We start from the raw sequence: 26,142 nt of genomic DNA on the forward strand, positions 1-26,142 counted from the left end.
CGTGGATGTCTGCCCTGTTCGAACCGTTCAAACTCAAGGATGTCACGCTGCGCAACCGGATCGCGGTGCCGCCGATGTGCCAGTACGTCGCCGAAGACGGCGTCGTCAACGACTGGCATCACGTGCACCTCGCCGGCATTGCGCGCGGCGGCGCGGGCCTCGTGATCGCCGAGGCGACCGCGGTGGCGCCGGAAGGCCGCATCACGCCGGGCTGCGCGGGACTGTGGACCGACGCGCAGGCGCAAGCGTTCGCGCCGTCGGTCGCCGCGATCAAGGCGGCGGGCGCGGTGCCGGGCATCCAGCTCGCGCACGCGGGCCGCAAGGCGAGCGCGAACCGTCCGTGGGAAGGCGACGATCACATCGCCGACGGCGATCCGCACGGCTGGCAGACCATCGCGCCGTCGGCGGTGCCGTTCGGCGCGCACCTGCCGAAGGTGCCGCGCGAGATGACGCGCGACGACATCGCGCGCGTGCAGGCGGATTTCGTCGCGGCGGCCAAACGGGCGCGCGACATCGGCTTCGAATGGCTCGAGCTGCATTTCGCGCACGGCTATCTGGGCCAGAGCTTCTTCTCGGTGCATTCGAACCATCGCGACGACGCGTACGGCGGCTCGGCCGACAATCGCGGCCGCTTCCTCGTCGAGACGCTCGCGGCCGTGCGCAAGGTGTGGCCGGAGCACCTGCCGCTGACCGCGCGGCTCGGCGTGATCGAATACGACGGCCGTGACGACGAGACGCTCGCCGAATCGATCGCGCTCACGCAGCGGCTGAAGGCGGAAGGGCTCGACCTGCTGAGCGTGTCGGTCGGCTTCTCGACGCCCGCCGCGCAGATTCCGTGGGGCCCGGCGTTTCTCGCGCCGGTCGCCGAGCGGGTGCGCCGCGAGGCCGGGCTGCCGGTCGCGTCCGCGTGGGGGATCGATACGCCGCAGCTCGCCGAACGCGTGGTCGCGGACCAGCAGCTCGATCTCGTGATGGTCGGCCGCGCGCACCTGGCCGATCCGCACTGGCCGTACTACGCGGCCAAGCAGCTCGGCGTCGAGCGGCCGTCGTGGACGCTGCCCGCGCCGTACGCGCACTGGCTCGAACGCTACAAGCTCGCGGCCAAGGCGGCCTGACCCCGGGCGCGCCGCCGCGCGGCGGGCCGGTACGATCGGCCGGCCGCTTGCGATGGCTGATCCGGCACCGACGCCGATAGAATGGCGGTTCGCGCGACGCACGTCGCCTGCGCGAACCGCCGTTTTTCTTTCGACCGAGGGCTCATGGGCGCAAACGTACCGCCGTCTTCCGATTCCGCCGCGCGTCCGGGCGCGCAACAGATCGCGCGGGTGGTCCTCTATGCGGGACTGCTGGCGCTCGCGCTGTGGGTGATCCGCGCGTTCATCCCGGCGATCGCGTGGGCGTGCGTGATCGCGATCGCGCTGTGGCCGCTGCTGAAGCGCTTCGAGTCGCACCGGCTGTTCCGCGAGCGGCCGACCGTCGTCGCGACCGTCATCACGGCCGCGGTGTCGCTGCTCGTCGTGCTGCCGGTGGCGATCGCGCTGATCCAGGCGATCGGGCAGGCGCACGACCTGCGCGAGTGGCTGCGCACGGTGCAGGACAACGGCATTCCGGTGCCCGACGTGGTCGCCCGGCTGCCGGTCGGCGCGCCGCAGGTCGCCGCGTGGTGGCAGGCCCATCTCGGGCATCCGCTGCATGCGGAGGCCGCGATGAAGGGCGTCAACAGCGAGACCTTCATCGCGTTCGGCCGGCACTTCGGCTCGAAGCTCGCACATGCGGTGCTCGAATTCGGCTTCATGCTGGTCACGCTGTTCGTGATCCTGCGCGCGGGCCACAAGCTGTCGGGCGCGCTGCTGCAGGGCGTGCAGCGCGCGTTCGGCGGCAACGGCGCGCAGTTGATCGAGCGGATGGCGGCGGCCGTGCACGGCACCGTGACGGGCCTCGTCGTCGTCGGGCTCGGCGAAGGCGCGCTGCTCGGCATCGCCTACGTGCTCGCGGGCGTGCCGCATGCGGCGCTGCTCGGGCTCGTCACGGCGGTCGCCGCGATGCTGCCGTTCTGTGCGCCGATCGTGTTCTGCGGCGCGGCGCTGTGGCTGTTCGTGCAGGGCGCGACCGCGTGGGCGGTGGCGGTGGCCGCGACCGGCTTCGTCGTCGTGTTCGTCGCCGAGCACTTCGTGCGGCCGGTGCTGATCGGCAGCTCCGCACGGCTGCCGTTCCTGCTCGTGCTGTTCGGCATTCTCGGCGGCGCCGAGACGTTCGGCCTGCTCGGCCTGTTCATCGGCCCCGCGCTGATGACCGTGCTCACGATGCTGTGGGCCGAGTGGGTCGCCTGACGAGCGGCGGGCCGCGTCGTGCGGTCGCAACGGCGCCGCAACATTGCTTCACGATTCGCGCGGGCGGCGAGCCGCGCCGTAGCGGGCTCTGGCACGCATCTTCAAAAAAGTTTTTCGATCCGGCCCCGAAGGTCGAGTAGCATGGGGACTTTCGACCGCGCCGGCCTGGCGCAGCAGATTTTCCGAGCATGCGATCGATCCCGATGTCCCGGCCCGCAGCGGCGCTCTCCCTGGCGGCGGGCTGCCTGATGATCAGCGGCTGCGCGTGGCTTGAAGCGCTGCTGCCGTTTTCGTATTCGCGCCTGCCGGTGCCGAGGGCCGCGTCCGCGCACGGCGCGACGCGCGCCGACGTCATTCGCGCGGGCGGCAACCCGCGCAGCGTGTGGATGGTCCGCAACGGCAGCGGCGTCTGCTACAACTACCGGCTCGACCACGGCGACCAGTATCGGCCGTATTTCGTCGTGTTCGACGACGCGGGCGTCGTCACGCGCCACGGCTTCGAGACCTGCATGGACGCCGATCGCAAGGGGCTGCTGCAGACGACGAAGGTCGGCGCGCGGTAGCGCGCCCGGCGGCCGTCACGCGATCGTATCGACCACGCCCCCATCGACCCGCAGCGCGGCGCCTGTCGTCGCCGACGCCTGCGGCGAGCATACGTACACCACCAGGTTCGCGACTTCCTCCGGCGTTGCCGGCCGCTGGATGATCGAGCTCGAACGATGCGTGCGCACGAATTCGATCGCGACCTCGTCGACGCTGCGGCCGGTCTCGTCGGCGGTTTCCTTCAGCAGCGTGCGCACGCCTTCCGACAGCGTCGGCCCCGGCAGCACCGAATTGACGGTGACCCGGCTGCCGGCCGCGAGCTTCGCGAGCCCGCGCGCGATCGACAGCTGCGCGGTTTTCGTGAAGCCGTAGTGAATCATGTCGACCGGGATGTTCAGCGCCGATTCCGACGAGATGAACACGACGCGCCCCCAGTCGCGCTCGAGCATCCCCTTCATGTAATGCCGCGCGAGCCGCACGCCGGACATCACGTTCACCTGGAAGTAATGCGTCCATTCGGCGTCGTCGATGTCGAAGAACGGCTTCAGGCCGTAGACGCCCGCATTGTTGACGAGGATGTCGGCCTGCGGCATGGCGCGCGTCACGCGTGCAGCGCCGTCCGCGTCGGACAGGTCGGCGGCGACGCCTTCGACGGTCGCGCCCGGCGCTGCGCGGCGCAGGCGCGCGAGCGCGGCCTGCACCGACGTTTCGCTGCGGCCGTTGACGACGACGCGCGCGCCGGCGCGCGCGAGCCCTTCGGCGATCGCCAGCCCGATGCCGGCGGTGGAGGCGGTGACGATCGCGGTCTTGCCACTCAGATCGATGTGCATACGTGTGAAGTGCGATGGGTGGAAGGAAGCCGCCGGGCCTGCCGCGGCGGCCGGAATTCCAAGCTTAGGCGAAACCGCGCGATTCGGTAGGGCCTGGTCACGCGATTGCTTCGGCCGGGGCAGTCCTGTACCGTATGCGCTCGCCGTCCGATCCGGGAGCCCGTCCGCGTGAGTCGTTCCGCCAAATCCGCCGTGCCGTCGCCGTTCTGGCGCGACGCCGCGCTGCCGTTCATCGAGGCGCGCACCGTCGACGACGGGCGCACGATCTGCTATGCGAAGCACACGCACGACACGTTTTCGCTCGGCGCGGTGGTCGGCGGCACGAGCACCTACGTGAACGGCGCGGCGAAGGAACGCATCGGGTCCGGCGCGCTCGTGATCATCGATCCCGAACAGGTGCATGCGTGCAACCCGTACGGGCGCGACGCGTGGGCCTACCGGATGGTGTACGTCGACGTGCCGTGGCTCGCGCGGCTGCAGCATGCGCTCGGCCGCGATCCGAACACGGATTTTCACGGCTTTTCGCAGACGTCGAGCGTGCGGCGCGACCTGTTCGCGCAATTCGGCCGCTTCTACCGGACGCTCGTCGCACCCGGCGTCGAGCCGCTCGGCAAGGAAAGCGCCGCCGTCGAGTTCTTCACGCGGCTGCACGACGCGCTCGACCCGGCCGCGCCGCGCGCGCCGTGCGCCGCCGACAATGCGAAGCTCGCGCGCGCCGCCGACTACATCGCCGCGCACTGCCGCGACGCGGTGACGCTCGACGCGATCTGCGCGGCGGCCGAGCTGTCGCCGTCGTACCTGATCCGCGCATTCAACGCGCGCTACGGGATGACGCCGCACGCGTTCCTGATCGATCGCCGCGTGCAGTACGGCCGCGCCGAGCTGCGCCGCGGACGGCCGATCGCGGACGTCGCGCTCGACGCGGGGTTTGCCGATCAGGCGCATTTCCAGCGCGCATTCCGGCGGATCGCGGCGGCGACGCCGGGGCAGTATCGCGGCGCGGCCGGCGCTTCGCGCTAGGCGCGGCTGGCTAGGCGCGGCCGGCTAGGCGTCGAGCAGAAAGAGCGCGCTGCCCGCGAGCAGCAGCGCCATCAGCCGATTGAACACGCGCATCCGGGCCGCATTCGCGAGCCGGTGCCGCAGCGACGCGCCCGCATACGACCAGCACGCGATCGACGCGAAACAGATCACCAGATACAGCGCGGCAAACTGCCAGATCAGCACCCGGTCGCCGTCGGCCGCGTACGCGCCCATCGCGGCGACGCACGCGAGCCACGCCTTCGGATTCAGCCATTGCATCGCCGCGCCCGAGGCCGCGGACGGGCCGGCGACCTGCGCGTCCGACGCGAGCCGGCCGTCGTCGAGCGCGAGGCGCAGCGCCATGTACAGCAGGAACGCGATGCCGGACCATTGCGTCGCCGTCGTCAGTACCGGCCAGCGCACCAGCGCCGCGTGCAGGCCGAGCCCGATCAGCAGGAACAGCGCGACGAAGCCGAGCGTCGCGCCGGCCGCGTAGCGCAGGCTCGCGCCGAGGCCGTAGCGCGCGCCGGCACTCAGCGCGACGATGTTGACGGGGCCGGGGGTGATCGACGACGCGAGCGCGAACGCCGCCATTGAAACCAGAATGCTCATGCCATGCCTCCATGCGGATCGAAAGTCGCATCGAGGCTAAAGGAGCGGGGCGGGCAGGTATTGAAGAAAACTGCCCTCGGCGGATGGCGCGACGTTCCGGACGGTTGTCAGTGCAGTGCGCGCGGCGCGTGCGCCGTGGGTATGCCGGTCGCGCGGGCCGGCTCCGCGGCGAGCGGTTCGCCGGCCGCGCACGGCTGCGCCGCGACGGAAAACCCGAACGTATTGACGCCGCCCGCGCACGCGACGAACACGCTGCCGCCGTGCATCTCCGCGACGGCCTTGACGATCGACAGCCCGAGCCCGTGGTTCTCCTTGCTGTTCGCGCGCGCTTCCTCGAGCCGGTAGAAGCGCTCGAACATGTGCGCGCGCTGGCCGACGTCGATCGGCTCGCCGGGGTTCGCGACCGCCACCTCGACGAGCGCGTCGCGCCGCGCGATCGTCACGCGCAGCAGCGCGCCCGGCGCCGAATGCTGGATCGCGTTGATCAGCAGGTTCGTCATCGCGCGGCGGAACAGCGACGGATCGACGCTCGCGCGCGCGTCGCCGTGCAGCTCGGCGCGCAGTTGCGCCTCGTCGAGCGGGATTTCGAGGAAGTCGAGCATGCGCCGCACTTCGTCGGCGAGCGACACGTCCTTCAGGTCGGTCGCGCGTTCGCCGCGATCGCTGCGCGACAGGAACAGCATGTCGTTGACGATCACGCGCAGCCGCTCGAATTCCTCGAGGTTCGACTGCAGCGTCTGGCGCATCCGCTCGACCGAGCGGTCGCGGCTCGTCAGCGCGACCTGGGTCTGGCCGATCAGGATGCTGACCGGCGTGCGCAGCTCGTGCGCGACGTCCGCGTTGAACGCCTCGAGCCGCCCGTATGCCTGCTGGATGCGCTCGAGCGCGCCGTTGAACGACGCGGCGAGCTCGCGCAGCTCGGCGGGCAGCGCGTCGGTCTGCAGCCGCTGGTGCCGGTTCGTCGAACCGATGGCCGCCGCTTCCTGCGACATGCGCTCGAGCGGCGCGAGCCCGAAGCGGGCGACCGCGCGGCCGAGCAGCAGCGTGACGCCGGTCGCGAACGCGATCAGCGCAGCCAGCGTCCAGCCGTAGCGGCGCAGCATCCGCTGCGTGCGCTCGCACGACGTCGCGACGCTCAGCGTCAGGTCGGGGCGCTCGCCGCTGCCGGCCACCGTGATCGTCTTCGTCATCACGTCGTAGCTGCTGCCGTTGAGCCGGTAGCGCTGGAACGCGCCGAACGGCGCGCCGTGCGGCGTGCCGTCCACCGCGCGCCCGAAGCGGAACGCGGGATTCGGGCCGTCGACCCGGTAATGCGTCGAGCCGTCCGGCGGCTCCAGGTCGGCGAGCTTTTCCTGCGTGATGTGCCAGCGCGCCGGCGTGGTCGCATGCGACACGATCATCTCGACCACCTTGGTGCGCGTGTCGAGCGTCGCGCGCAGCTCGGCGAACAACTGCCGCTCCATCATCACGAACAGGCCGCACCCGACCAGCGTGAACACGACGAACGACACGATGCCGAACATCGCGGACAGGCGCAGCGCGATCGAGCGTTTCATGTGCGCCTCTCGCCGTCGCCGTCCTCGCGCGCCTCGAGGACGTAGCCCATCCCGCGGATCGTGTGCAGCAGCTTGTCGGCGAACGGGCCGTCGAGCTTCGCGCGCAGGCGCTTGATCGCGGTCTCGACGACGTTCGCGTTGCTGTCGAAGTTCACGTCCCACACGAGCTCGGCGATGGTCGTCTTCGACAGCACCTCGCCGCTGCGGCGCGCGAGCACGCCGAGCAACTGGAACTCCTGCGCGGTCAGGTCGAGGCGCGTGCCGTCGCGCGTCGCGCGGCGGCCGATCAGGTCGACCCGCAGGTCGCCGATCGAGATCAGCGTCGATTCCTGCACGCGCGCGCGGCGCGTCAGCGCGCGCAGCCGTTCGATCAGCTCGAGGAACGAGAACGGCTTGGTCAGGTAGTCGTCGGCGCCGCCGCGCAGGCCGCGCACGCGGTCGTCGACGCGGTCGCGCGCGGTCAGCATGATCACCGGCGTCTGCTTCTGCGCGCGCAGCGCGCGCAACACGCCGAAGCCGTCGAGCTTCGGCAGCATCACGTCGAGCACCACCACGTCGTAGTCGAATTCGACGGCTTTCCACGCGCCGTCCTCGCCGTCGAGCGCGGTGTCGACCACCCAGCCTTCCTCGGTCAGACCGCTCTTCAGGTATTCGACGACCTTGAGTTCGTCTTCGACGATCAGGACTTTCATGTCAGGGTCCGTTGTCGGGTTAGTGGGAGTCCGCGACCGCGGCCGCCGCGTCGCCGTCCCAGCCGCCGCCGAGCGCCTTCGCGAGGAACACGACGAGCGCCGCGCGCTGGCCCTGGATCTGCACCGCCTGCCGTTCGCTCGTCAGCAGTTGCTGCTCGGCGGTCAGCACGTCGATGAACGGCGTCAGGCCGCCGGCGTAGCGGTCCTGCGCGAGCGACACGAGCTTGCGCGCGTCGTCGACGGCCGCGGCCGCCTGCCGCGCCGCCTCGTCGAGCACCGACAGGCCGGTGACCGCATTTTGCACCTCCTGGAACGCGGTCAGCACGGTCTGCCGGTAATTCGCCTGCGCGGCGACGTAGCCGGCCTGCGCGAAATCGACCCCCGCCTTCAGCCGGCCGCCCTCGAACAGCGGCTGGCTCAGCGACGCGCCGACCGACCACAGCAGCGCCGGCACCGTGAACAGCCCGGAGAAGCGCGTCGCGTCCCAGCCGATGTCGGGCGACAGCGTGAGGCGCGGGAAGTACGCGGCGCGCGCGACGCCGATCTGCGCGTTTGCGGCGGCCATCGCGCGCTCCGCCGACGCGACGTCGGGGCGGCGCTGCAGCAGGTCGCTCGGCACGCCGGTCGGCAGCGCCGGTGCGTTGATCGGCACGACGCGCGGCGGCAGCGAGAACGCCGGCGCGGGCGTGCCGACCAGCGTCGCGATCGCGGTCTCGACCTGCGCGCGCTGCTGGCGCAGCAGTTGCGCCTGCGTGCGGGTCGCGTCGAGCTGCGCACGCTGCTGCAGCAGGTCGAGGCCCGACACCGCGCCGAGGTCGTGACGCGCGGACACGTAATCGAGCGCCTTCTGCTGCAGGCCGATTGAGCGGTCGACGACGTCGATCTCCGCGTCGAGCGCGCGCAGCGCGAAGTAGCTCGACGCGAGATCGGCGGTGAGCACGAGGCGCGCGTTCGCGAAATCGTCGCGCGCCGCATCGGTGCTCGCCCGCGCCGATTCGACGCTGCGCCGCACGCGGCCGAACAGGTCGAGTTCGTAACTGACGCTCGCGCCGACCTGAATCTCGTTCTGCACGGTCGACATGCTCTTCACCGCGTAATTCGTCTGCGGCCGGTCGGCGGAAATCCTGAAGCGCTGGCCGCTCGCGTTCAGGTTCACCGCCGGATACTGCGCGGACGCAACCGACGCGAGCGTCGCCTTCGCCTGGTCGTAGCGTGCGGCGACGACCTTCAGGCTCTGGTTGTTGCGCAGCGCGTCGGCTTCGAGCGCGTCGAGCTGCGCATCGCCGAACGCGGTCCACCACGCCGGCGCGAGCGGCGCATGCGCGGGCGCGGCCGGATGCCAGTACGCGTCGGCCGGGTCGAGCCGCCACGCGGCGGGCGTCTCGACGCCGGGGCGCCGGTAGTCGGGGCCGACCGTACAGCCGGCGAGGGCGGCGAGCGCGACGGCGATGGCGGCCGCGCGGGCGGCCGGCCGCGGCGCGAGGCGGGCGCGCATCACGCGTTCGCTCCCGCCGCGGCGCCGGACGCGGGCTTCGGCGCCGGCTTCACGACGACGACCTGGTCGCCGTTCGCGAGCGAATCGCTCGGGTTCACGACGAGGCGATCGTCGGGCGTCACGCCGCCGTCGATCTCGAGCGTCTGGCCGATCGTGCGCACGACGGTCACCGGCTTCAGACGGACCACGCCGTGCGCGTCGACGCTCGCGACCGTGGGGCCTTCCGCGCGGAACAGCAGCGTATTGGCCGGCACCGACAGGCGGCCGACCGGCGAGGTCGGCAGCGTCGCCTGCACGTAGGCGCCGGGCAGCAGCCGGCCGTCCGGGTTCGGCAGCGTGATCTCGATCTGCAGCGAACGCGTGGCGACGTCGATCGCCTCCGACGTGCGCGTGATGGTGCCGTCGAAGGTCCGGCCCGGCAGCTCGGCCTGCGCGACCGTCACGTGCTGGCCGGTCTTCACCTGCTGCGCGTATGCCTGCGGCACCTGCACGTACAGGCGCAGCCGGTCGGCCTGCACGACGGTGAACAGCGACCGGCCCGCGTTGCCCGAGCTGACGAGGTCGCCGACGTCGACGTTGCGCTGCGTGACGATCCCGTCGATCGGCGCGACGATGCGCTGGAAGCCCTTCAGCTCGGTGAGCCGGCGCACGTTCGCGTCGGCCGCGGCGAGGTTCGCGGCGCCCTGGTTGTACGCGCCTTGCCGATCGTCGAGCTCCTGCTGCGAAACCGCGTCGCGCTGGCGCAGCTGCTGCGCGCGCTCGAACGACGTCTTCGCGAGCGCGAGCGCGGCCTGCGCCTGCTGGCGCTGTGCGGTGGCCTGCGCGAGTTCCTGGTTCAGCTCGGGCGTATCGAGCTCCGCGAGCAGTTGCCCCTGCTTCACGTGCGCGCCGATGTCGGCCTGCCAGCGCAGCACGTAGCCGTTCGCGCGCGCGAAGATCGGCGCCTCGACGAAGCCGCGCAGCGTGCCGGGCAGCGTCAGCCGGCCGCCCGACGCGGCGTCGACCGGATGCACGACGCTCACGTACTGGCGTGCGTTCTGCGCGGTCAGCGCATCGAGCCGGTTGCGGTTCATGACGTCGGTGAAGATCGTGCGCGCCGCGCCGGCCGCGAGCAGCGCGCCGACGACAATCAGCACGATTCGCGCTCGTCGCCATACGCCGGCCCGCGCGGGCAGGTCGAGCCCGTGTTCGTCCACCTGGATGCCGACGGTGCTGTGATGTTTCTCTTCCATGAAATCAACCGGTCAATATGCGAAGCGTGAACAGACCCTAGCTCGCGCGCCGTCGCGCGAGCCGCGCATGCACGCCGGCGAACACGAGCGGAACGAACAGCAGCGTCGAGACGGTCGCGAACAGCAGCCCGCCGATCACCGCGCGGCCGAGCGGCGCGTTCTGCTCGGCGCCTTCGCCGAGCCCGAGCGCCATCGGCACCATGCCGATGATCATCGCGAGCGCGGTCATCAGCACCGGGCGGATGCGGGTCGCGCCGGCCTCGAGCGCGGCGGTCAGCGGCGGCGCGCCGGCCGCGAGGCGCTGGCGCGCGAACGACACGACGAGAATGCTGTTCGCGGTCGCGACGCCGACCGTCATCACCGCGCCCGTCAGCGCGGGCACGCTCAGGTGCGTGCCGGTGATGAACAGCATCCACGCGATGCCGGCGAGCGCGGCCGGCATCGCGCTGATGATGATCAGCGGGTCGAGCCACGACTGGAAATTCACGACGATCAGCAGGTAGACGAGCACGATCGCCATCGCGACGCCCGCGCCGAGGCCGAGATACGACGTGCGCATCGTCTCGATCTGCCCGCGCATCGTCAGCGCGGTGCCGCGCGGCAGCGTTGCGCGCGCGTCCGACACGATGCGGTCGATCTCGCTCGCGACCGAGCCGAGGTCGCGGCCCTCGACGCTCACGTACAGGTCGATCGCCGGGCGAATGTTGAAGTGCGTGATCACGGCCGGCTCGCTCGCGGTGCGCACCTGCACGAGGTTGCCGAGCAGCTGCAGCGGCGCGCCGGTGCGTCCCGCCGACACGGGCGTGCCGAGCAGGTCGCCGACCGAGCCGACGTCGTATTGCGGGGTCTGGATCGCGAGCGGATACTGCACGCCGGTCTTCGGGTTGACCCAGAACGACGGCGTCGTTTGCGCGCTGCCCGACAGCGAGATCAGCATGTTCTGCGCGACGTTCTGCGCGGAGAGGTTCAGCTGCTGCATGCGCGTACGGTCCATGTCGGCTACCAGGGTCGGCTGGTCGTTGCGCTGAAGCACGTGCGCGTCGACCGCGCCGGGAATTTGCCTGACTTTTTTCATCAGGCGGCTCGCGATTGCCATGTTACTCGCGAGATCGTTGCCGAGCACCTGCACGTCGATCGCGGCCGGCTGCCCGAAGTTGAGGATCTGCGTGATGATGTCCGACGGCTGGAAGAAGAACTCGGCGCCCGGGAAGCGTTCGGGCAGCCGCGCGCGCAGCGTCTCGACGTAACGCTGGGTCGGCGCGTGGCCGGGCTTCAGCGCGATCAGGATCTCGCCGTCGAGCGAGCCGATCGTGCCCGCGTTGCTGTACGACAGGTTGATGCCGCTGATCGGCTGCCCGAGGTTGTCGACGATCGCGCCGAGCTCGTCCGGCGGCACGACTTCGCGCACCACGCGTTCGACCTGGTCCGCGAGGCGCGCGGTCTCCTCGATCCGGTAGCCGGTCGGCGCGCGCATGTGCAGCCGGATGTTGCCGGAATCGGCGTTCGGGAAGAAGTCGCGGCCGAGCGCGAGCACGAGCCCCGTCGACAGCACGCAGAAGCCGAGGAAGCACATCGCGTAGAAGCGGCGGCGCACCAGCAGCATGCTGAGCAGCACGATGTACGACGCGCGCAGCCGCTCGAACGCGTGATTGAAGCGGTGATGGATGCGCGCGAAGCGCGACGTGGAATGGTCGGGCCCGGTGCTGGCCTGCTGCGGGCGGAACAGCAGCATCGCCATCGTCGGCACGAGCGTGCGCGACAGCACGTACGACGCGAGCATCGCGAACACCACGGCCTCGGCGAGCGGCACGAACAGGTAGCGCGCGACGCCCGTCAGGAAGAACATCGGCACGAACACGATGCAGATGCACAGCGTCGACACGAACGCCGGCACCGCGATCTCGCCCGCGCCTTCGAGGATCGCGTTGTGCAAGCCTGAACCGAGATGCAGGTGGCGCTCGATGTTCTCGATCGTCACGGTCGCGTCGTCGACGAGAATGCCGACCGCGAGCGCGAGCCCGCCGAGCGTCATGATGTTGATGGTCTCGCCGAGCGCGGCGAGCGCGATCAGCGACGTGAAGATCGACAGCGGGATCGAGATCGCGATGATCAGCGTGCTGCGCCAGTTGCCGAGGAACAGCAGGATCATCATCGCGGTCAGCACGGCGGCGATTAGCGCCTCGTGGATCACGCCCTGCACGGCGGCGTCGACGAACACCGACTGGTCGAACAGCGGCGTGATCGTGAGGCCCTCGGGCAGCGTCGGCACGACCTTCGGCAGCAGCGCCTTCAGGTCCGACACGACCTTCAGCGTCGACGCGTCGCCGCTCTTCAGGATCGACACCAGTACGCCGCGCTGGCCGTTCTGGCGCACGACGTTGGTCTGCGGCGAGAAGCCGTCGCGCACGGCCGCGACCTCGCCGAGATAGGTGGTCGCGCCGTTCACGGTCTGCAGCGGGATGTGGCTGATGTCGGCGATCGTGTCGGCCGACGCGTTGGTGTCGACCCGGTACTCGGTCTGGCCCATCTTCGCGGTGCCGGTCGGCAGCACGAGGTTCTGCGCATTGACCGCGTTGACGACGTCGGCGGGCGTGAGCCCCTTCGACATCAGCGCCTTCGAATCGATGTCGACCGCGACGACGCGCGTGCGGCCGCCGTACGGGAACGGCACCTGCGCGCCGGGGATCGTGATCAGCTGCGGGCGCAGGAAGTTCAGCGCGATGTCGGCGAGCGACTGCTCGCTCAGCGTCTTGCTCGACAGCCCGAGCTGGATCACCGGGATGCTCGACGCGGAATAGGTGATCACGAGCGGCGGCGTCGCGCCCTGCGGCATCTGCCGGACGATCGCCTGCGCGGACGACACCGTCTGCGCAATTGCCGTCTGCACGTTCGCGCCCGGCTGCAGGAACACCTTGACGACGGCCGTGCCGGGCAGCGTGGTCGATTCGACGTGCTGGATGTTGTTGACGGTCGTCGTCAGCACCCGCTCATGCACCGCGGTGATGCGGTTCGTCATCTCCTTCGCAGACAGCCCGTTGTAATTCCAGATCACGCTGATGACCGGAATGTCGATCGACGGCAGCACGTCGACGGGCGTGCGCATCAGCGCGAGCGGGGTGGCCAGCACGATCATGATGGCCATCACGACGAACGTGTACGGGCGCCTGAGCGCGAGGTTGACGATCCACATGGAGGCAGCGGGGCAGGCGGCGGTCGGGCGTTGATGAGGAACGGCACTCGAATGATAGGCGGGCGCCCGGCACGGGTCACTGACGCGAAACTGGCGAAGTTGTCAGGTTGGCCCGCACGCGCGTCGCATTGAATTCGTCAGACGTAACGCGCGCTGCCGCCGCGCACTTCAGATCTGCTCCATCCCCACCCGCGCGAGCCCCGCCAGATCGACGACCTCGATCTGGTTGTACGCGAGCCGCAGCACGCCGTGCTTCTCGAGCTGCTGCAGCGCCTGGTTGATCCGCTGCCGCGACACGCCGACCAGCATCCCCAGCTCCTCCTGCGAAATTGCCAGCGACGGCCCGGTGTCCGGGTACAGGTCCGGGTTGAACAGTTGCGCGAGTGCCTGCGCGACGCGCGCGTCGACGTCGAGCAGCCGGCTGTTCTGGATCGACGCGATGAACTCGCCCATCCGGTTGTTCAACTGATGAATCACGAAGCGCGTGAACGGCAGGCTGCTGTCGAGCAGCGCGTGGAATGTATCGGCCGGCACGTACAGCACGGTCGAGCGCTGGATCGCGACCACCTCGTACTTGCGCGGTTCGCGCTTGATCACGCTGCCTTCGCCGAACCAGCCGCCCGACGGCACGCCCGAAAACGTGCAGCCGCGCCCCGACGCGTTGAAGATCGCGAGCTTCAGCAGCCCGCGGTGCACGCCGATCCAGTATTCGGACGGCGCGAGCCGCTGCGCGATCACGTCGCCCGCTTCGCGGCATTCGACGCGCGACTGCGCGAGCACGAGCGCCCGGTGTTCGGGCGCGAGCGTGCGGAACCACGCGCACTGGCCGAACAGCGCGGACAGCGGGCCGGGTTCGGGCGGCGCGGGCGTGTCGAGGGGGGCGAGAACGTCGTCGTGCATGGCTGCGGGTTTGCGAGGATAGGGATAACACGCGGGGCGCGCGGGGGACTCTGTCGTTTCGATGACAGACGCTCCACAATATCGCCCGTTAGGCTAGCCCGGATTGAACCACATCAAGACGAACCGGGGCACGTGCGCCTCGGCTCGACAAAGGAGACAGGACCATGACGCAGATGTTCGAAGCCGGCCTCGAGCGCCGCGACGCCAACTACGCACCGCTCACGCCGATCGATTTCCTGGTGCGCTCCGCCGAGGTGTACGGCGACCGCGTGGCGATCGTGCACGGCGACGTGCGGCGCACCTGGGGCGAAACCTATGCGCGCGCGAAGCAGCTCGCGAGCGCGCTCGCGCAGGCCGGCGTCGGCCGCGGCGACACCGTCGCGGTGCTGCTGCCGAACATCCCGGCGATGGTCGAGGCGCACTTCGGCGTGCCGATGGCGGGCGCCGTGCTCAACACCATCAACACGCGGCTCGACATTCCGTCGGTGCTGTTCATGCTGCGCCACGGCGAAGCGAAGGTGCTGATCGTCGACACCGAGTACGCGGAGCTTGCACACCGCGCGGCGCTGGAAATTCCGGGATTGAGGATCGTCAGCGTCGCCGACGCGATGCCGGCCGACCCCGCGCGCTTCGCCGGCGCGACCGACTACGAGGCGTTCGTCGCCGGCGGCGACGCCGACCATGCATGGACGCTGCCCGCCGACGAGTGGGACGCGATCGCGCTGAACTACACGTCCGGCACGACAGGCGACCCGAAGGGCGTCGTCTACCACCATCGCGGCGCGTACCTGGCGGCGCTCAGCAACATCCTCGAATGGGACATGCCGAAGCATGCGGTTTACCTGTGGACGCTGCCGCTGTTCCATTGCAACGGCTGGTGCTTCCCGTGGGCGATCGCCGCGCGCGCGGGCGTGAACGTGTGCCTGCGCCGGTTCGACGCGAAGACCGTGTTCGACCTGATCCGCCGGGAGCGCGTCACGCATTACTGCGGCGCGCCGATCGTGCAGAGCGCGATCGCGAACGCGCCGGCCGAATGGCGCGAAGGGATCGACCACACCGTGCACGCGATGGTCGCGGGCGCGGCGCCTGCGCCGGCCGTGATCGCGAAGATGAAGGAGATCGGCTTCGACCTGCTGCACGTGTACGGGCTGACCGAGGTCTACGGCCCGGCGACGGTCTGCGCGAAGCAGGCGCACTGGGACGGCGTGTCCGACGAAGAGCGCGCGCGCCTCAACGCACGGCAGGGCGTGCGCTATCACCTGGAGGCGGGCGCGGCGGTGCTCGATCCGGACACGATGGCGCCGGTGCCGGCCGACGGCGAGACGCTCGGCGAGATCATGTTCCGCGGCAACATCTGCATGAAGGGCTACCTGAAGAACCCGCACGCGACCGACGAGGCATTCCACGGCGGCTGGTTCCATACCGGCGATCTCGCGGTGCTGTCGCCGGACGGCTACATCCGCATCAAGGACCGCAAGAAGGACATCATCATCTCGGGCGGCGAGAACATCTCGAGCATCGAGGTCGAGGACGCGCTGTACCGGCATCCGGCGGTCGCGGTCGCGGCGGTGGTCGCGATGCCCGACCCGAAGTGGGGCGAGGTGCCGTGCGCGTTCGTCGAGCTGCGCGAAGGGATGAGCGCGACCGAGGAGGAGATCGTCGCGCATTGCCGGCAACTGCTCGCAGGCTTCAAGGTGCCGAAGGCCGTGCGCTTCGGCGAGCTGCCGAAAACGTCCACCGGCAAGATCCAGAAGTTCCAGTTGCGCAGCGCGATCGGCTCGGACAAGGCGATCGACCTGGCGGGCGACGGGAAGAAGTGAGCGGCGGCAGTGGCGTGGCGTGACGTCGATACGTCGTCAATGCGGCACGAGCCACGCGACCGCCAGATAACGGCCGACCTTCGCGAGCGTGACGATCGCGAGAAAGCGCGGCAGCGGCTCGCGCAGCACGCCGGCGATCACGGTCAGCGGGTCGCCGATCACCGGGGCCCAGCTCAGCAGCAGCGACCAGTGGCCGTAGCGCGCGATTGTACCGGCCGCGCGAGCGCGGCCCGCGGTCGCTATTCGGCGTGGCCGAGCTTGAACACGCTGACCGCGTCCGACAGTTCCGCGGCCTGGTCGCGCAGCGCCACGGCCGCGCGCTCGGCCTGCGCGATCAGCGTCGCGTTCTGCTGCGTCGCCTCGCCGATCTGCGTGACGGCGAGGTTCACCTGCTCGATGCCGGCCGACTGCTCGCTCGACGCCGAGCTGATCTCGGCGATGATGGTGCGCACCTGGTCGACCCGCGCGACGATGTCGCGCATCGTGCCGTGCGCGGCCTCGGCGATCCGGTAGCCTTGCTCGACGGTCGCGGCCGATTCGGCGCTCAGCGCCTCGATCTCCTTGACCGCCGCCGCGCTGCGCTGCGCGAGCGCGCGCACTTCGGCCGCGACCACCGCGAAGCCCTTGCCGTGCTCGCCCGCGCGCGCGGCCTCGACGGCCGCGTTCAGCGCGAGGATGTTGGTCTGGAACGCGATGCCCTCGATCACGCCCGTGATCTCCGCGATCCGGCGCGTCGCGCGCTCGATCTCGCCCATCGTCGCGACCACGCGCTGCACGGCGTCGCCGCCGCCCGTCGCCGCGTCGGATGCGCCCGCGACCAGCGTGTTCGCCTGCGCCGCATGCTCGGCGTTCTGCTGCACGGCGGCCGTGATTTCCTCCATGCTCGCCGCCGTCTGCTCGAGGCTGCTCGCCTGCGTCGCGATGCGGGCGGCGATGTCGCCGCTGCCGGCTGCGATGTCGACGGTGCCGCGCGCCATGTCGGCGGAGCCGCGGCGCACCTGCGCGACGATGCGCGCGAGGCCGTCGCCGATGCCGTCGACCGCCTGCACGAGGCGGCCGATCTCGTCCGCGCCGCGCGGCGCGACGCCGTCGTCGCGGACGCGCACGCTCAGGTCGCCGGCGGCGAAGCGTTCCGACGCGCGCGCGGCCGCTTCGAGCGGCCGGCTCACGACGCGCCGGACCACGACGACGAACATCGCCGCGAACGCGAGCACGAGCGCCGCGGCGATCAGCAGGAAGCGGTTGCGGGTCGCGCGCATGTCGGCGAGCAGCTCGTCGTCGATCGCGACGCCGCCGACCAGCCACTGCCATTGCGGAATCGTCGAGAACGACGCGAATTTCGCGGTCGGGCCGCGGTCCTGCGCGGCCGGATCGGCCGACGTGTACGCGAGCTGCCCGTGGCCCGCCGCGAGCATCTGCGCGTAGGGCGCGGCGCCGTCGCGGGCCGGTTTGCCGGCCGCCTCGGGGTGGACGACGAAGGTGCCGCGCGACGGGCCGGACGATGCGTCGATCACGAAGTAATAGCCGTGCTCGCCGATCTTCAGCTCGCGAATGCCGGCTTCGACGAGGCGGATTTCGTCCGCGACGTCGATCCCGACGAACAGCGCGCCGATCACGCGCCCGCCGGCGTCGACGACCGGCTTGTACTCGGTGATGAACGGCTTGCCGAACAGCTTCGCGAGCCCCGTGTAGCTGCGGCCCGCGACGAGCGGCGCGTAGGCGGGGCTGTTGCGGTCGAGGCGCGTGCCGACCGCGCGCGTGCCGTCCTGCTTCTTCAGCGACGTGGTGATGCGCACGAAGTCGTCGCCGTCGCGCGCGAAGATCGTCGCGATCGCGCCACTCTTCTGCAGGAACTGGTCGGGGATCGTGTAGTCGAGATCGAGCGGCCTGCCGCCCGCGGACAGCGTCGGCGCCATCACGCCGCCGCCGAGGTCCTGGGTGCGCGCCGGGTCCAGCGCGAAATCGGCCGGCAGGAAGCTCGCGAGCAGCGTCATCGAGCGATGCGCTTCTTCCGACAGCGCCTTGTCGAACAGGTCGATCATCGCGGCGATCGAGCGTTCCTTCTCGGCGATGCGCGCGTGCGCCTGGTCGGCGATCTGTTCGCCGGCCAGATGCGCGAGGGTCCACGCGAAGGCGGCAAACAGCAGTGCGACGGTTGCGCACGACAATGCGGCCAGACGAGCGCCAACGCTCACCCGGCCCAGGGAAATGAATCTCATAGAGCTTCCTGCGTGGGGGACGGAGAGGAGGCGGAACGCACGCGTCACCGCAATTTCGTCACAGGAATTACGGCAGCGCGTGCGGAATCTTTAGCGCGGAGGTTTCGGCGGATCGAGCGAAGGGGATTCAGGGGGGAAGGTTGCGTGGGCAACCAGTCAGTTCCAGCCGGCCATGACCGCGCCCATCCCGACGAGCAGGCCGCCCGTCACGCGGTTCATCGCGCGCATCCCCGCCGGCCGCTGCAACGCGCTGCCTAGCCGGTGCGAGAACAGCGCCATCGACGCGACGCCGCCCGCGAACAGCAGCGCGAACGTCGCCGCGAGCAGCAGGAACTGAAGGTTCAGGCTCCATTCGGCGTTCGCGTTGAGGAATTGCGGAAAGAACGACGGGAAGAACAGCAACGTCTTCGGATTCAGGCCCGACGTCGCGACGCCGCGCCAGAACAGTTCACGTCCCGTATCGGCTGCCGGTTGGGCGGTCTCGGCCGATGCGGCCGGCGCGTGGGCCGGCGCGCGGCTGATCCATTGCTTGCACCCGAGCCAGACCAGGTACGCGGCGCCCGTCCAGCGCAGCACGGTCAGCGCGCGCTCGTCGATGTGCACCAGCGAATTCAGGCAGAGCGCGGTCAGCGCGAGTTGCAGCAGCACGGCGAGCGTGCCGCCCCATACGCAAGGCAGCGCGCGCCGCCAGCCGGCGCGCAGCGCCTGGTTCATCGTGAGCAGGTTGACGGGGCCGGGGGCGTAGATGAGAACGAAGGAAGCGGCAAGAAACGAGAGGTAAAGCCGGAACGACATGACAGGAAGCGCAGGAACGGGGAGACGGGCGCGGCGCCGCGCACGGTCGGTTGGGTGCGCGGACGGCGGTTTCGAATGCCTGGATGCCCGGCTCCGCAACTCGTGATTGCGGCCGTGCGTCCCGTTGCGAAGGGGTTGTCGCGGGGAGCGTGCCGGGCAGCAGGCATAGGGAAAATGTATCAGGGGGCCAGGTTAAAAGGCTTCCTGTTTTCCAGTGAAATGGGTCGAAATCCGGAATACCGTTCAGCTAGAATGCAGATTTTCAGTAGAAGATTCTTCCTGTCATGGTAACGCGCGAACGCACACCCAAAACGCTCGACAATCAGGACCGCAAGATCCTCGGCGCACTGCAGAAGAACGCGCGCCTGTCGAATGCCGAACTGGCCGAACAGATCGGGATGTCGACGACCGCGTGCTGGAACCGCACGCGGCAACTCGAACTCGACGGCTACATCGACGGCTATGTCGCGCTCGTCAATCAGCGCATGCTCGGCTACGCGGACATCGTGATCCTCGAAGTGACGCTCGATCGCCACGAGGACGACGCGCTGGCCCGCTTCGGCGCGGAACTCGCGGCGCTGCCCGAGGTGCTCGAGGCCTACCTCGTGTCGGGCGAATACGATTACTGGATCAAGGTCGCCGTGGATGGCACGGCAGGCTACGAGCGGTTTCTGCGCGAGAAGCTGTACAAGATCTCGAGCATTCGCCACAGCCGCTCGATGTTCGCGCTGCGCTGCATGAAGGATGTGCCGTCGATTCAGGTGTGAGCGCGCGGAGGAAGGGGCAGCCGTTCTTCGTCGAAGAGCCGGCGCGCGCGGCCGCGTGATTGCGCGATTGCGCGGCGGAGGCGCGCAAGTGGAAACGGAACAAGGCCGGGGGCCAGATCAGGGCCGCCGGCCGGCGTCTGGTCGTTCCGTTCAGCGCGGCAGGCGCGCGTGGGCTTCAGCGATGATTTCGCAGGTCTCGAGGTGCAGTGCCCATGCTTCTGCAAGCAGCGAGCCAACACGCGAGAGCCAGCCAGCGGATTGGTTGGAACGGTCGGAGACGTTAGACGTTTGCATGACGATGCCCCATTCAGGTGGCGAGTTAGGGATAACCCTAATCATAGATGAGGCCCACCGGGTTGTGAAATGCGATTTTGTAATATGGTAATTCTTTGAGGGTTCTGTTGCCGCAGCGCAACAGGATTCATCGTGATCGTCACCGCCCGCCGATCCACCCGAACCGCCACGACAGCCGCCGCGTCGCGGCGAGCAGCGCCTGCGCGAGATCGCTGTCGGGCCCGCGCGGGAAGCCGCGCGACGCGCCGATGACCGCGATCACGAGCCGGATGCTGCCGGTGTGATCGAACACGGGCGCGGCGACCGTCGCGATGCCGGGCACCGGCGCGTCGAACGCGAAGTCGACGCCTTCCGCGCGGATCTGCGCGAGGTGCGCGCGAAACGCAGCGTCGGCCGCCGCCGTCGGACGCCCCGCGAGGCGCACGGGTTCGCCGGCGAGCAGGTCGGCCAGCACGTCATCGGTCATGCCGGCCGCGAAGCTGCGGCCGATCGCCGTATTGACGAGCGACATCACGGTGCCCACCTGCAGGCTCACGTGCTGCGGCCGCGCCGATTCCTCGAAGCGGATCACGGTCGGCCCGAGCGGCCCGAGCGTCGCGGCCGCGACGCTCATGTCGGTCGCTTCGGCGAGCGCGACGATCTCGGCTTCCGCGTCGCGCGCCGGCGACACGCGCTGCATCGCGATCAGGCCGAGCGCCTGGCTGAGCGGCCCGGCGTCGAAGCAGCCGGCCGCGTCGCGGCTCAGCAGGCCGATCTTCAGCAGGCTCACCAGATGCGGAAACGCCTTCGCGGCCGGCATGTCCGCCGCCGCCGCGAGATCGCGCAGCGGCAGCGCGCGGCCTGCCGACACGAGCGCGAGCAGCAGGCCGCCGGTGCTGTCGAGCGCGTTGATCCCGCGCTGCGCCTTTGTGTCGTCGGCCAGCGCGGGCGGCACGCGCGGCGCGGCCGAGGGCGGCGGCGCCGCCGCATCTTCCGCGCCGAGCGACGCGGTCGCCTGCCGCGCCGCATCGCGCAACGCCGCCGCGATCGGGCCGTCCCACGCGACGTCGATCGACCCCGTCGAACCGATCACCGTCAGCGCGAGCTGCAGGCGGCCGTCCGCGTCGAGCACCGGCACGCACAGCGCGCTGACGCCGGGGCTCGGCAGGTCGACGCTGCGCTCGATGCCGCGCCGGCGGATCGCGTCGAGCTGGGCTTGCCGCGCGTCGGCGTCCGGCGCCGGCTGCGCGCTTTCGGCGCCCGCGAGCGTGTTGCCCGCGCCGGCCTGGCTGGCCGCCATCGCATCGAGCTGCGCGGGGTCGCCGAACGCGCGGAATACGCGGCCGGTCGCCGTCGTGTCGAGCGACATTACCGATCCCACGTGCAGGTTCACGTGCAGCGGATAGCCGCCGTGCTCGATGCGCACGATCGTCGGCCCGAGCGCGCCCGGCACCGACAGCGCGACGCTCAGCCCGACGCTTTCCGCGAGCCGCGCCGCGTGCGGCAAGGCCGCGCGATAGGCCGGCTGCCGCTCGATCGACATCAGGCCGAGCCGCAGCGACAGCGGCCCCGGCTCGTAATTGCCGGTGATCGCGTCGCGCTTCACGAGCGCGAGGCGCGTCAGGCTCACCAGATAGGTATGCGCCTGCGCGGTCGACAGCTCCGCGGCCGCCGCCAGCTCGGACAGCCCGAGCGGCTTGCGCCGCCGCGCGAGCGCGTCGAGCAGCCGGCCGCCCACCTCGACGCTCTGGATGCCGCGCTGCGCCTTCTGCGGCGCGTCGTCCGCGCGATCTTCGTCGTTCTGCACTGCATTCACCTGAAATCGAAACATCCCGCATGGTATCCGACGCCATTTCCCGCGCCCGTCCACACGTTTACCCGTATTAAACAATAGCAAGCGTATTTGCCATTGACAAATAATCGATGCAGGATGATGATCCGCTCAACCCCTCAACACATGGCTCGCAGCCACGGAACCTCACATGGCCAAAGCATTCGCCTCTCAAGCCGACCTGGAAGAGAAGAAGATCACCTGGACCCGGCTCTCCGAAAACGCGTACGCGTACACCGCCGAAGGCGACCCGAACTCGGGCGTGATCATCGGCGACGACAGCGTGCTGATCGTCGACACCACGGCGACGCCCGCGATGGCGCAGGACCTGATCGCGAAGATCCGCGGCGTCACCGACAAGCCGATCAAGCACGTCGTGCTGTCGCACTACCACGCGGTGCGCGTGCTCGGCGCGTCCGCGTATTTCGCCGAAGGCGCGCAGAACGTGATCGCGAGCCGCGGCACCTACGAGATGATCGTCGAGCGCGGCGAGGCCGACATGAAGTCGGAGATCGAGCGCTTTCCGCGCCTGTTCGCGGGCGTCGAGACGGTGCCGGGCCTGACCTGGCCGACGCTCGTGTTCGAGCGCGAGATCACGCTGTTCCTCGGCAAGCTCGAAGTGAAGATCATGCATGTCGGCTCGGGTCACACGAAGGGCGACACGATCGTGTGGCTGCCGTCGCAGAAGGTGCTGTTCTCGGGCGACCTCGTCGAGTACGACGCCGCGTGCTACTGCGGCGACGCGCAGCTCGAACAGTGGCCGGCGACGCTCGAGGCGCTGCGCGCGCTCGGCGCCGAGAAGCTCGTGCCCGGCCGCGGCCCGGCGCTGCTGAACCCGGCCGAAGTGAACCAGGGCCTCGACTACACGAAGGACTTCGTCACGACGCTGCTCGCACAGGGCCGCAAGGCCGTCGAGCGCAAGCTCGACCTCAAGGCCGCGATGGCGCTCACGCGCGAAGCGATGGACCCGAAGTTCGGCCAGGTGTTCATCTACGAGCACTGCTTGCCGTTCGACGTATCGCGCGCGTTCGACGAGGCAAGCGGCATCACGCATCCGCGCATCTGGACCGCCGAGCGCGACAAGGAAATGTGGGCCGCGCTGCAGGACTGAGCGGCCCATGACGGCGGGGCGTCCGTAGTCCCGCCGCGTTTCTTCGATCTCACAAGAAAGCAGGGCGCACGCACGCCCTCGGAGACTGCTGCGCGCTCGAATCGCGCAGCACGTTTGGAGACAGACATGCCCCAATCCCTTCCCGCCGAAGCGGCGGTCGCGTCCGCGTCGGCTTCCGACGACCAACTGCTGTTCCGCAAGATCGCGTGGCGGATCATCCCGTTCCTGTTCCTCTGCTACGTCGTGTCGTTTCTCGACCGCATCAACATCGGCTTCGCGCAGTTGCAGATGAAGCACGACCTCGGTTTCAGCGACGCGATGTACGGCCTCGGCGCGGCCGTGTTCTACGTCGGCTACGTATTTTGCGAAGTGCCGAGCAACCTGCTGCTCGCGCGCTTCGGCGCGCGCCGCACGTTCACGCGGATCATGCTGCTGTGGGGCATCGCGTCGGTGGGGATGATGTTCGTGTCGAAGCCGTCGCACTTCTACGTGCTGCGCTTCCTGCTCGGCGTGTTCGAGGCCGGCTTCTTTCCCGGCATCGTGCTGTACCTGACCTGGTGGTTCCCGGCGAACCGGCGCGCGGCGGCGATCTCGGTGTTCTTCGCCGGCGTGGCGGTCGCGGGCGTGCTCGGCGGGCTGATGTCGGGCTGGATCATGCGCGACATGGCCGGCGTGCTCGGCCTCCACGGTTGGCAATGGATGTTCGCGATCGAGGGCGCGCCCGCGGTCGTGCTCGCGTTCGTCGCGCTCGCGTATCTCGTCGACCGGCCGCAGGACGCGGCATGGCTCACGCCGGACGAGAAGGCGCGCGTCGCGGCGCTCTGCGCGCACGGGCAGGGCCGCGAGGGGGCACACGGCGTACACGGTCCGGGCAGCTTTGCCGCTGCGCTGCTGAATCCGCGCGTCTACCTGTTCGCGTTCATCTATTTCTCGCTGACCTGCGCGTCGTTGACGCTCAACTTCTGGATGCCGCTGATGATCCGCGATTTCGGCGTGACCGACGTGGTGGCCGTCAGCCTCTACACGGTCGTGCCGAACGCGATCGGCGCGATCGGCCTGATTGTGATCGCGCGCCGCTCGGATCGCACCGGCGAGCGGCGCGGGCATTTTGCGTGCTGCACGATCGGCGGCGGGATCGCGCTCGCCGCGCTGACGCTGCATCTGCACAGTTTCGCGGCGATGCTCGCATGCCTGTCGATCGCCGCGACGCTGATCTTCGCCGCGCTGCCGATCTTCTGGGCGGTGCCGACCGGCTACCTGTCCGGCAAGGCCGCGGCGGGCGGGATCGCGCTGATCAGCAGCATCGGCATCACCAGCGGCATCGTCAGCCCGTGGGTGATCGGCCTGATCCGCACGCGCACCGGCAGCATGGATCTCGCCGTGTATCTGCTGGCCGCGCTGCTGGTTGCGAGCGGCGTCGCGCTGCTGCTTGGCGTGAAGGGCGAGCCGCAGCGGCGGGTTTGGGCTTGAGTTGAGCGCTGCGCCGTGGCCGTCCGCTGACCGTTGACGGCCGCGCCACGTCAGATGCCGTTCCCCGGCAACCGATCGAATGCGATCAAGGAGACAACCGATGTCTGCTTCTCTTCAAGCGGAGGCGGCGCGCGGCGTCGCCTCCGGCGCCGGCGCGGGCGATGATGCGCCGGACGCCGCCGCGCTGTACCGCCGCATCGGCGCGCGGATCGTGCCGTTCCTGTTCGTCTGCTACATCGTGTCGATCCTCGACCGCAGCAACATCGGCTTCGCGCAGTTGCAGATGCGGCAGGATCTCGGCCTGACGGACGCGATGTACAGCCTCGGCGCGGTGCTGTTCTTCGTCGGCTACGTGCTGTTCGAGGTGCCGAGCAATGCGCTGCTGCGCCGGTACGGCGCGCGCCGCACGTTCGCGCGGATCCTGGTGCTGTGGGGCGCGGTGTCGGTCGCGATGATCACCGTCGACAGCGTGCGGCAGTTTTACGCGCTGCGCTTCCTGCTCGGTGTGTTCGAGGCCGGCTTCTTCCCGGGCCTGGTGTTCTACCTGACCTGCTGGTATCCGGCGCGGCGGCGTGCGTCGGTGCTGTCGATCTTCTACGCGGGCGTCGCGGTCGCGGGGATAGTCGGTGGGCTGCTGTCCGGCTGGATCATGCGCGGCATGTCGGGCGTGCTTGGGCTGCACGGCTGGCAGTGGATGTTCGCGATCGAGGGCGCGCCCGCGATCGTGCTCGGCGTGGTCGCGTGGTTCTGGTTGTGCGACGGTCCCGAACAGGCCGCGTGGCTGACGCCGGACGACCGGCGGCGGCTTGCCGACGATCTCGCGGCCGACCGCGCCCGGGCGCCCGCCCATACGGCCGCGTCGCTGCGCGAGGCGCTCGCGGCGCCGCGCACGTACCTGTTCGCGTTCACCTATTTCTCGCTGACGACCGCGCTGCTGATGCTGCTGTTCTGGATGCCGCTGATGATCCGCGAGTTCGGCATCCACGACGTCGTGCACATCAGCCTGCTGTCGATCGTGCCGAACGCGATCGGCGCGGCGGGGCTGATCGCGATCGCGCGGCGCTCGGACCGGCGGCGCGAGCGGCGCCGGCATTTTGCCGCCTGCGCGATCGGCGGAGCGCTGGCGCTTGGGCTGCTGACGCTGCATCTGCCGAACATTGTCGCGATGATGGCGCTGCTGTCGCTGGCGGCGATGCTGATCTTCGCCGCGCATCCGGTGTTCTGGGCGGTGCCGTCCGCGTATTTCTCGGGCGCGGGCGCCGCGGGCGGGATCGCGCTGATCAGCAGCATCGGCGTGTCGAGCGGGATGATCACGCCGTGGATCGTCGGGATGATTCGCACGCGCACGGGCAGCATGGACCCGGCGATGCTGATGATCGCCGGGTTGCTCGCGGCGTGCGCGGTGGCGATGCTGGCGGGGACGCGGGGGGAGCGGCCGACGGAACCGGCGCGATGA

The 26,142-nt window shown here is 69.8% G+C and carries 20 protein-coding genes and 1 pseudogene; 9 read left to right on the forward strand and 12 right to left on the reverse strand.

Going from position 1 to position 26,142, the window contains the following annotated elements; genetic code table 11:
* The first annotated feature begins 5 nt into the window (after positions 1 to 5).
* The 3 genes from KY49_RS28925 to KY49_RS28935 all read left to right on the forward strand — a co-directional run bounded on the left by KY49_RS28925 (position 6) and on the right by KY49_RS28935 (position 2,893).
* Positions 6 to 1,115, forward strand: coding sequence for an NADH:flavin oxidoreductase/NADH oxidase (locus KY49_RS28925; RefSeq protein ID WP_042587788.1), 1,110 nt, complete (start codon positions 6 to 8; stop codon positions 1,113 to 1,115).
* A 144-nt stretch (positions 1,116 to 1,259) separates the two neighbouring features.
* Positions 1,260 to 2,330 carry an AI-2E family transporter gene (locus KY49_RS28930; protein ID WP_042587789.1) on the forward strand — a complete coding sequence of 357 codons (1,071 nt, stop codon included), beginning with the start codon at positions 1,260 to 1,262 and terminating at the stop codon, positions 2,328 to 2,330.
* A 188-nt stretch (positions 2,331 to 2,518) separates the two neighbouring features.
* Positions 2,519 to 2,893: a lipoprotein gene (locus KY49_RS28935; protein ID WP_042587790.1), complete on the forward strand. Its 375-nt coding sequence runs from the start codon at positions 2,519 to 2,521 to the stop codon at positions 2,891 to 2,893.
* 15 nt (positions 2,894 to 2,908) lie between these two features.
* Here the strand turns inward: KY49_RS28935 and KY49_RS28940 are convergent, their stop codons facing one another.
* Positions 2,909 to 3,703 (reverse strand): SDR family NAD(P)-dependent oxidoreductase, encoded by a 795-nt coding sequence (locus tag KY49_RS28940; RefSeq protein ID WP_042587791.1) that lies wholly within the window; start codon positions 3,701 to 3,703, stop codon positions 2,909 to 2,911.
* A 168-nt stretch (positions 3,704 to 3,871) separates the two neighbouring features.
* Between KY49_RS28940 and KY49_RS28945 the strand changes: the two genes are divergently transcribed.
* Positions 3,872 to 4,723, forward strand: a complete 852-nt coding sequence (locus KY49_RS28945) for an AraC family transcriptional regulator (RefSeq protein WP_042587792.1) — start codon at positions 3,872 to 3,874, stop codon at positions 4,721 to 4,723.
* 24 nt (positions 4,724 to 4,747) lie between these two features.
* Here the strand turns inward: KY49_RS28945 and KY49_RS28950 are convergent, their stop codons facing one another.
* The 7 genes from KY49_RS28950 to KY49_RS28980 all read right to left on the reverse strand — a co-directional run bounded on the left by KY49_RS28950 (position 4,748) and on the right by KY49_RS28980 (position 14,400).
* Positions 4,748 to 5,335, reverse strand: a complete 588-nt coding sequence (locus tag KY49_RS28950) for a LysE family translocator (protein ID WP_042587793.1) — start codon at positions 5,333 to 5,335, stop codon at positions 4,748 to 4,750.
* Positions 5,336 to 5,442: 107 nt separating this feature from the next.
* Positions 5,443 to 6,891: a heavy metal sensor histidine kinase gene (locus KY49_RS28955; RefSeq protein ID WP_042587794.1), complete on the reverse strand. Its 1,449-nt coding sequence runs from the start codon at positions 6,889 to 6,891 to the stop codon at positions 5,443 to 5,445.
* Positions 6,888 to 7,583: a heavy metal response regulator transcription factor gene (locus KY49_RS28960; RefSeq protein ID WP_042587795.1), complete on the reverse strand. Its 696-nt coding sequence runs from the start codon at positions 7,581 to 7,583 to the stop codon at positions 6,888 to 6,890. Before KY49_RS28960 ends, KY49_RS28955 begins: the two co-directional genes overlap by 4 nt.
* Before the next feature lie 19 nt (positions 7,584 to 7,602).
* A complete protein-coding gene (locus tag KY49_RS28965; RefSeq protein WP_042587796.1) occupies positions 7,603 to 9,078 on the reverse strand; it encodes an efflux transporter outer membrane subunit in 1,476 nt (491 codons plus the stop codon).
* The gene (locus KY49_RS28970) at positions 9,078 to 10,310 is read right to left on the reverse strand and encodes an efflux RND transporter periplasmic adaptor subunit (protein ID WP_042587797.1); all 1,233 of its coding nucleotides are present in this window, start codon (positions 10,308 to 10,310) and stop codon (positions 9,078 to 9,080) included. The genes KY49_RS28965 and KY49_RS28970 overlap by 1 nt, the downstream gene beginning before the upstream one ends.
* A 37-nt stretch (positions 10,311 to 10,347) precedes the next feature.
* On the reverse strand, positions 10,348 to 13,500 hold the full coding sequence (locus KY49_RS28975) for an efflux RND transporter permease subunit (protein WP_042587798.1): 3,153 nt from the start codon (positions 13,498 to 13,500) through the stop codon (positions 10,348 to 10,350).
* Between the two features lie 168 nt (positions 13,501 to 13,668).
* Positions 13,669 to 14,400: a Crp/Fnr family transcriptional regulator gene (locus KY49_RS28980; RefSeq protein ID WP_042587799.1), complete on the reverse strand. Its 732-nt coding sequence runs from the start codon at positions 14,398 to 14,400 to the stop codon at positions 13,669 to 13,671.
* A gap of 164 nt (positions 14,401 to 14,564) precedes the next feature.
* On the opposite strand from KY49_RS28980, the gene KY49_RS28985 reads away from it, so the two are divergent.
* A complete protein-coding gene (locus KY49_RS28985) occupies positions 14,565 to 16,220 on the forward strand; it encodes an acyl-CoA synthetase (RefSeq protein ID WP_042587800.1) in 1,656 nt (551 codons plus the stop codon).
* Positions 16,221 to 16,256: 36 nt separating this feature from the next.
* On the opposite strand, the pseudogene KY49_RS28990 reads toward KY49_RS28985, so the two are convergent.
* The 3 genes and pseudogenes from KY49_RS28990 to KY49_RS29000 all read right to left on the reverse strand — a co-directional run.
* A pseudogene (locus tag KY49_RS28990) lies at positions 16,257 to 16,448 on the reverse strand (YqaA family protein); the annotation flags it as partial.
* Positions 16,449 to 16,459: 11 nt separating this feature from the next.
* Complete coding sequence (locus tag KY49_RS28995) at positions 16,460 to 18,439, reverse strand: methyl-accepting chemotaxis protein (RefSeq protein WP_042587801.1); 1,980 nt, start codon at positions 18,437 to 18,439, stop codon at positions 16,460 to 16,462.
* Between the two features lie 156 nt (positions 18,440 to 18,595).
* A complete protein-coding gene (locus tag KY49_RS29000; RefSeq protein WP_042587802.1) occupies positions 18,596 to 19,234 on the reverse strand; it encodes a LysE family translocator in 639 nt (212 codons plus the stop codon).
* Between the two features lie 284 nt (positions 19,235 to 19,518).
* Here KY49_RS29000 and KY49_RS29005 point away from each other — a divergent pair, with 284 nt between their 5' ends.
* Positions 19,519 to 20,001 carry an Lrp/AsnC family transcriptional regulator gene (locus KY49_RS29005; protein WP_042587803.1) on the forward strand — a complete coding sequence of 161 codons (483 nt, stop codon included), beginning with the start codon at positions 19,519 to 19,521 and terminating at the stop codon, positions 19,999 to 20,001.
* A gap of 433 nt (positions 20,002 to 20,434) precedes the next feature.
* Here KY49_RS29005 and KY49_RS29010 read toward each other — a convergent pair whose 3' ends face one another.
* On the reverse strand, positions 20,435 to 22,081 hold the full coding sequence (locus tag KY49_RS29010) for an IclR family transcriptional regulator (RefSeq protein ID WP_042587804.1): 1,647 nt from the start codon (positions 22,079 to 22,081) through the stop codon (positions 20,435 to 20,437).
* Positions 22,082 to 22,256: 175 nt separating this feature from the next.
* Between KY49_RS29010 and KY49_RS29015 the strand changes: the two genes are divergently transcribed.
* The 3 genes from KY49_RS29015 to KY49_RS29025 all read left to right on the forward strand — a co-directional run bounded on the left by KY49_RS29015 (position 22,257) and on the right by KY49_RS29025 (position 26,142).
* Positions 22,257 to 23,216, forward strand: coding sequence for an MBL fold metallo-hydrolase (locus KY49_RS29015; protein WP_042587805.1), 960 nt, complete (start codon positions 22,257 to 22,259; stop codon positions 23,214 to 23,216).
* A 126-nt stretch (positions 23,217 to 23,342) separates the two neighbouring features.
* Entirely contained in the window at positions 23,343 to 24,686 is a 1,344-nt protein-coding gene (locus KY49_RS29020) for an MFS transporter (RefSeq protein WP_042587806.1), read from the forward strand.
* Between the two features lie 100 nt (positions 24,687 to 24,786).
* Positions 24,787 to 26,142, forward strand: coding sequence for an MFS transporter (locus KY49_RS29025; RefSeq protein WP_042587807.1), 1,356 nt, complete (start codon positions 24,787 to 24,789; stop codon positions 26,140 to 26,142).

Origin of the sequence: Burkholderia sp. MSHR3999, assembly GCF_000833595.1 — a bacterium.
Taxonomy (GTDB): domain Bacteria; phylum Pseudomonadota; class Gammaproteobacteria; order Burkholderiales; family Burkholderiaceae; genus Burkholderia; species Burkholderia ubonensis.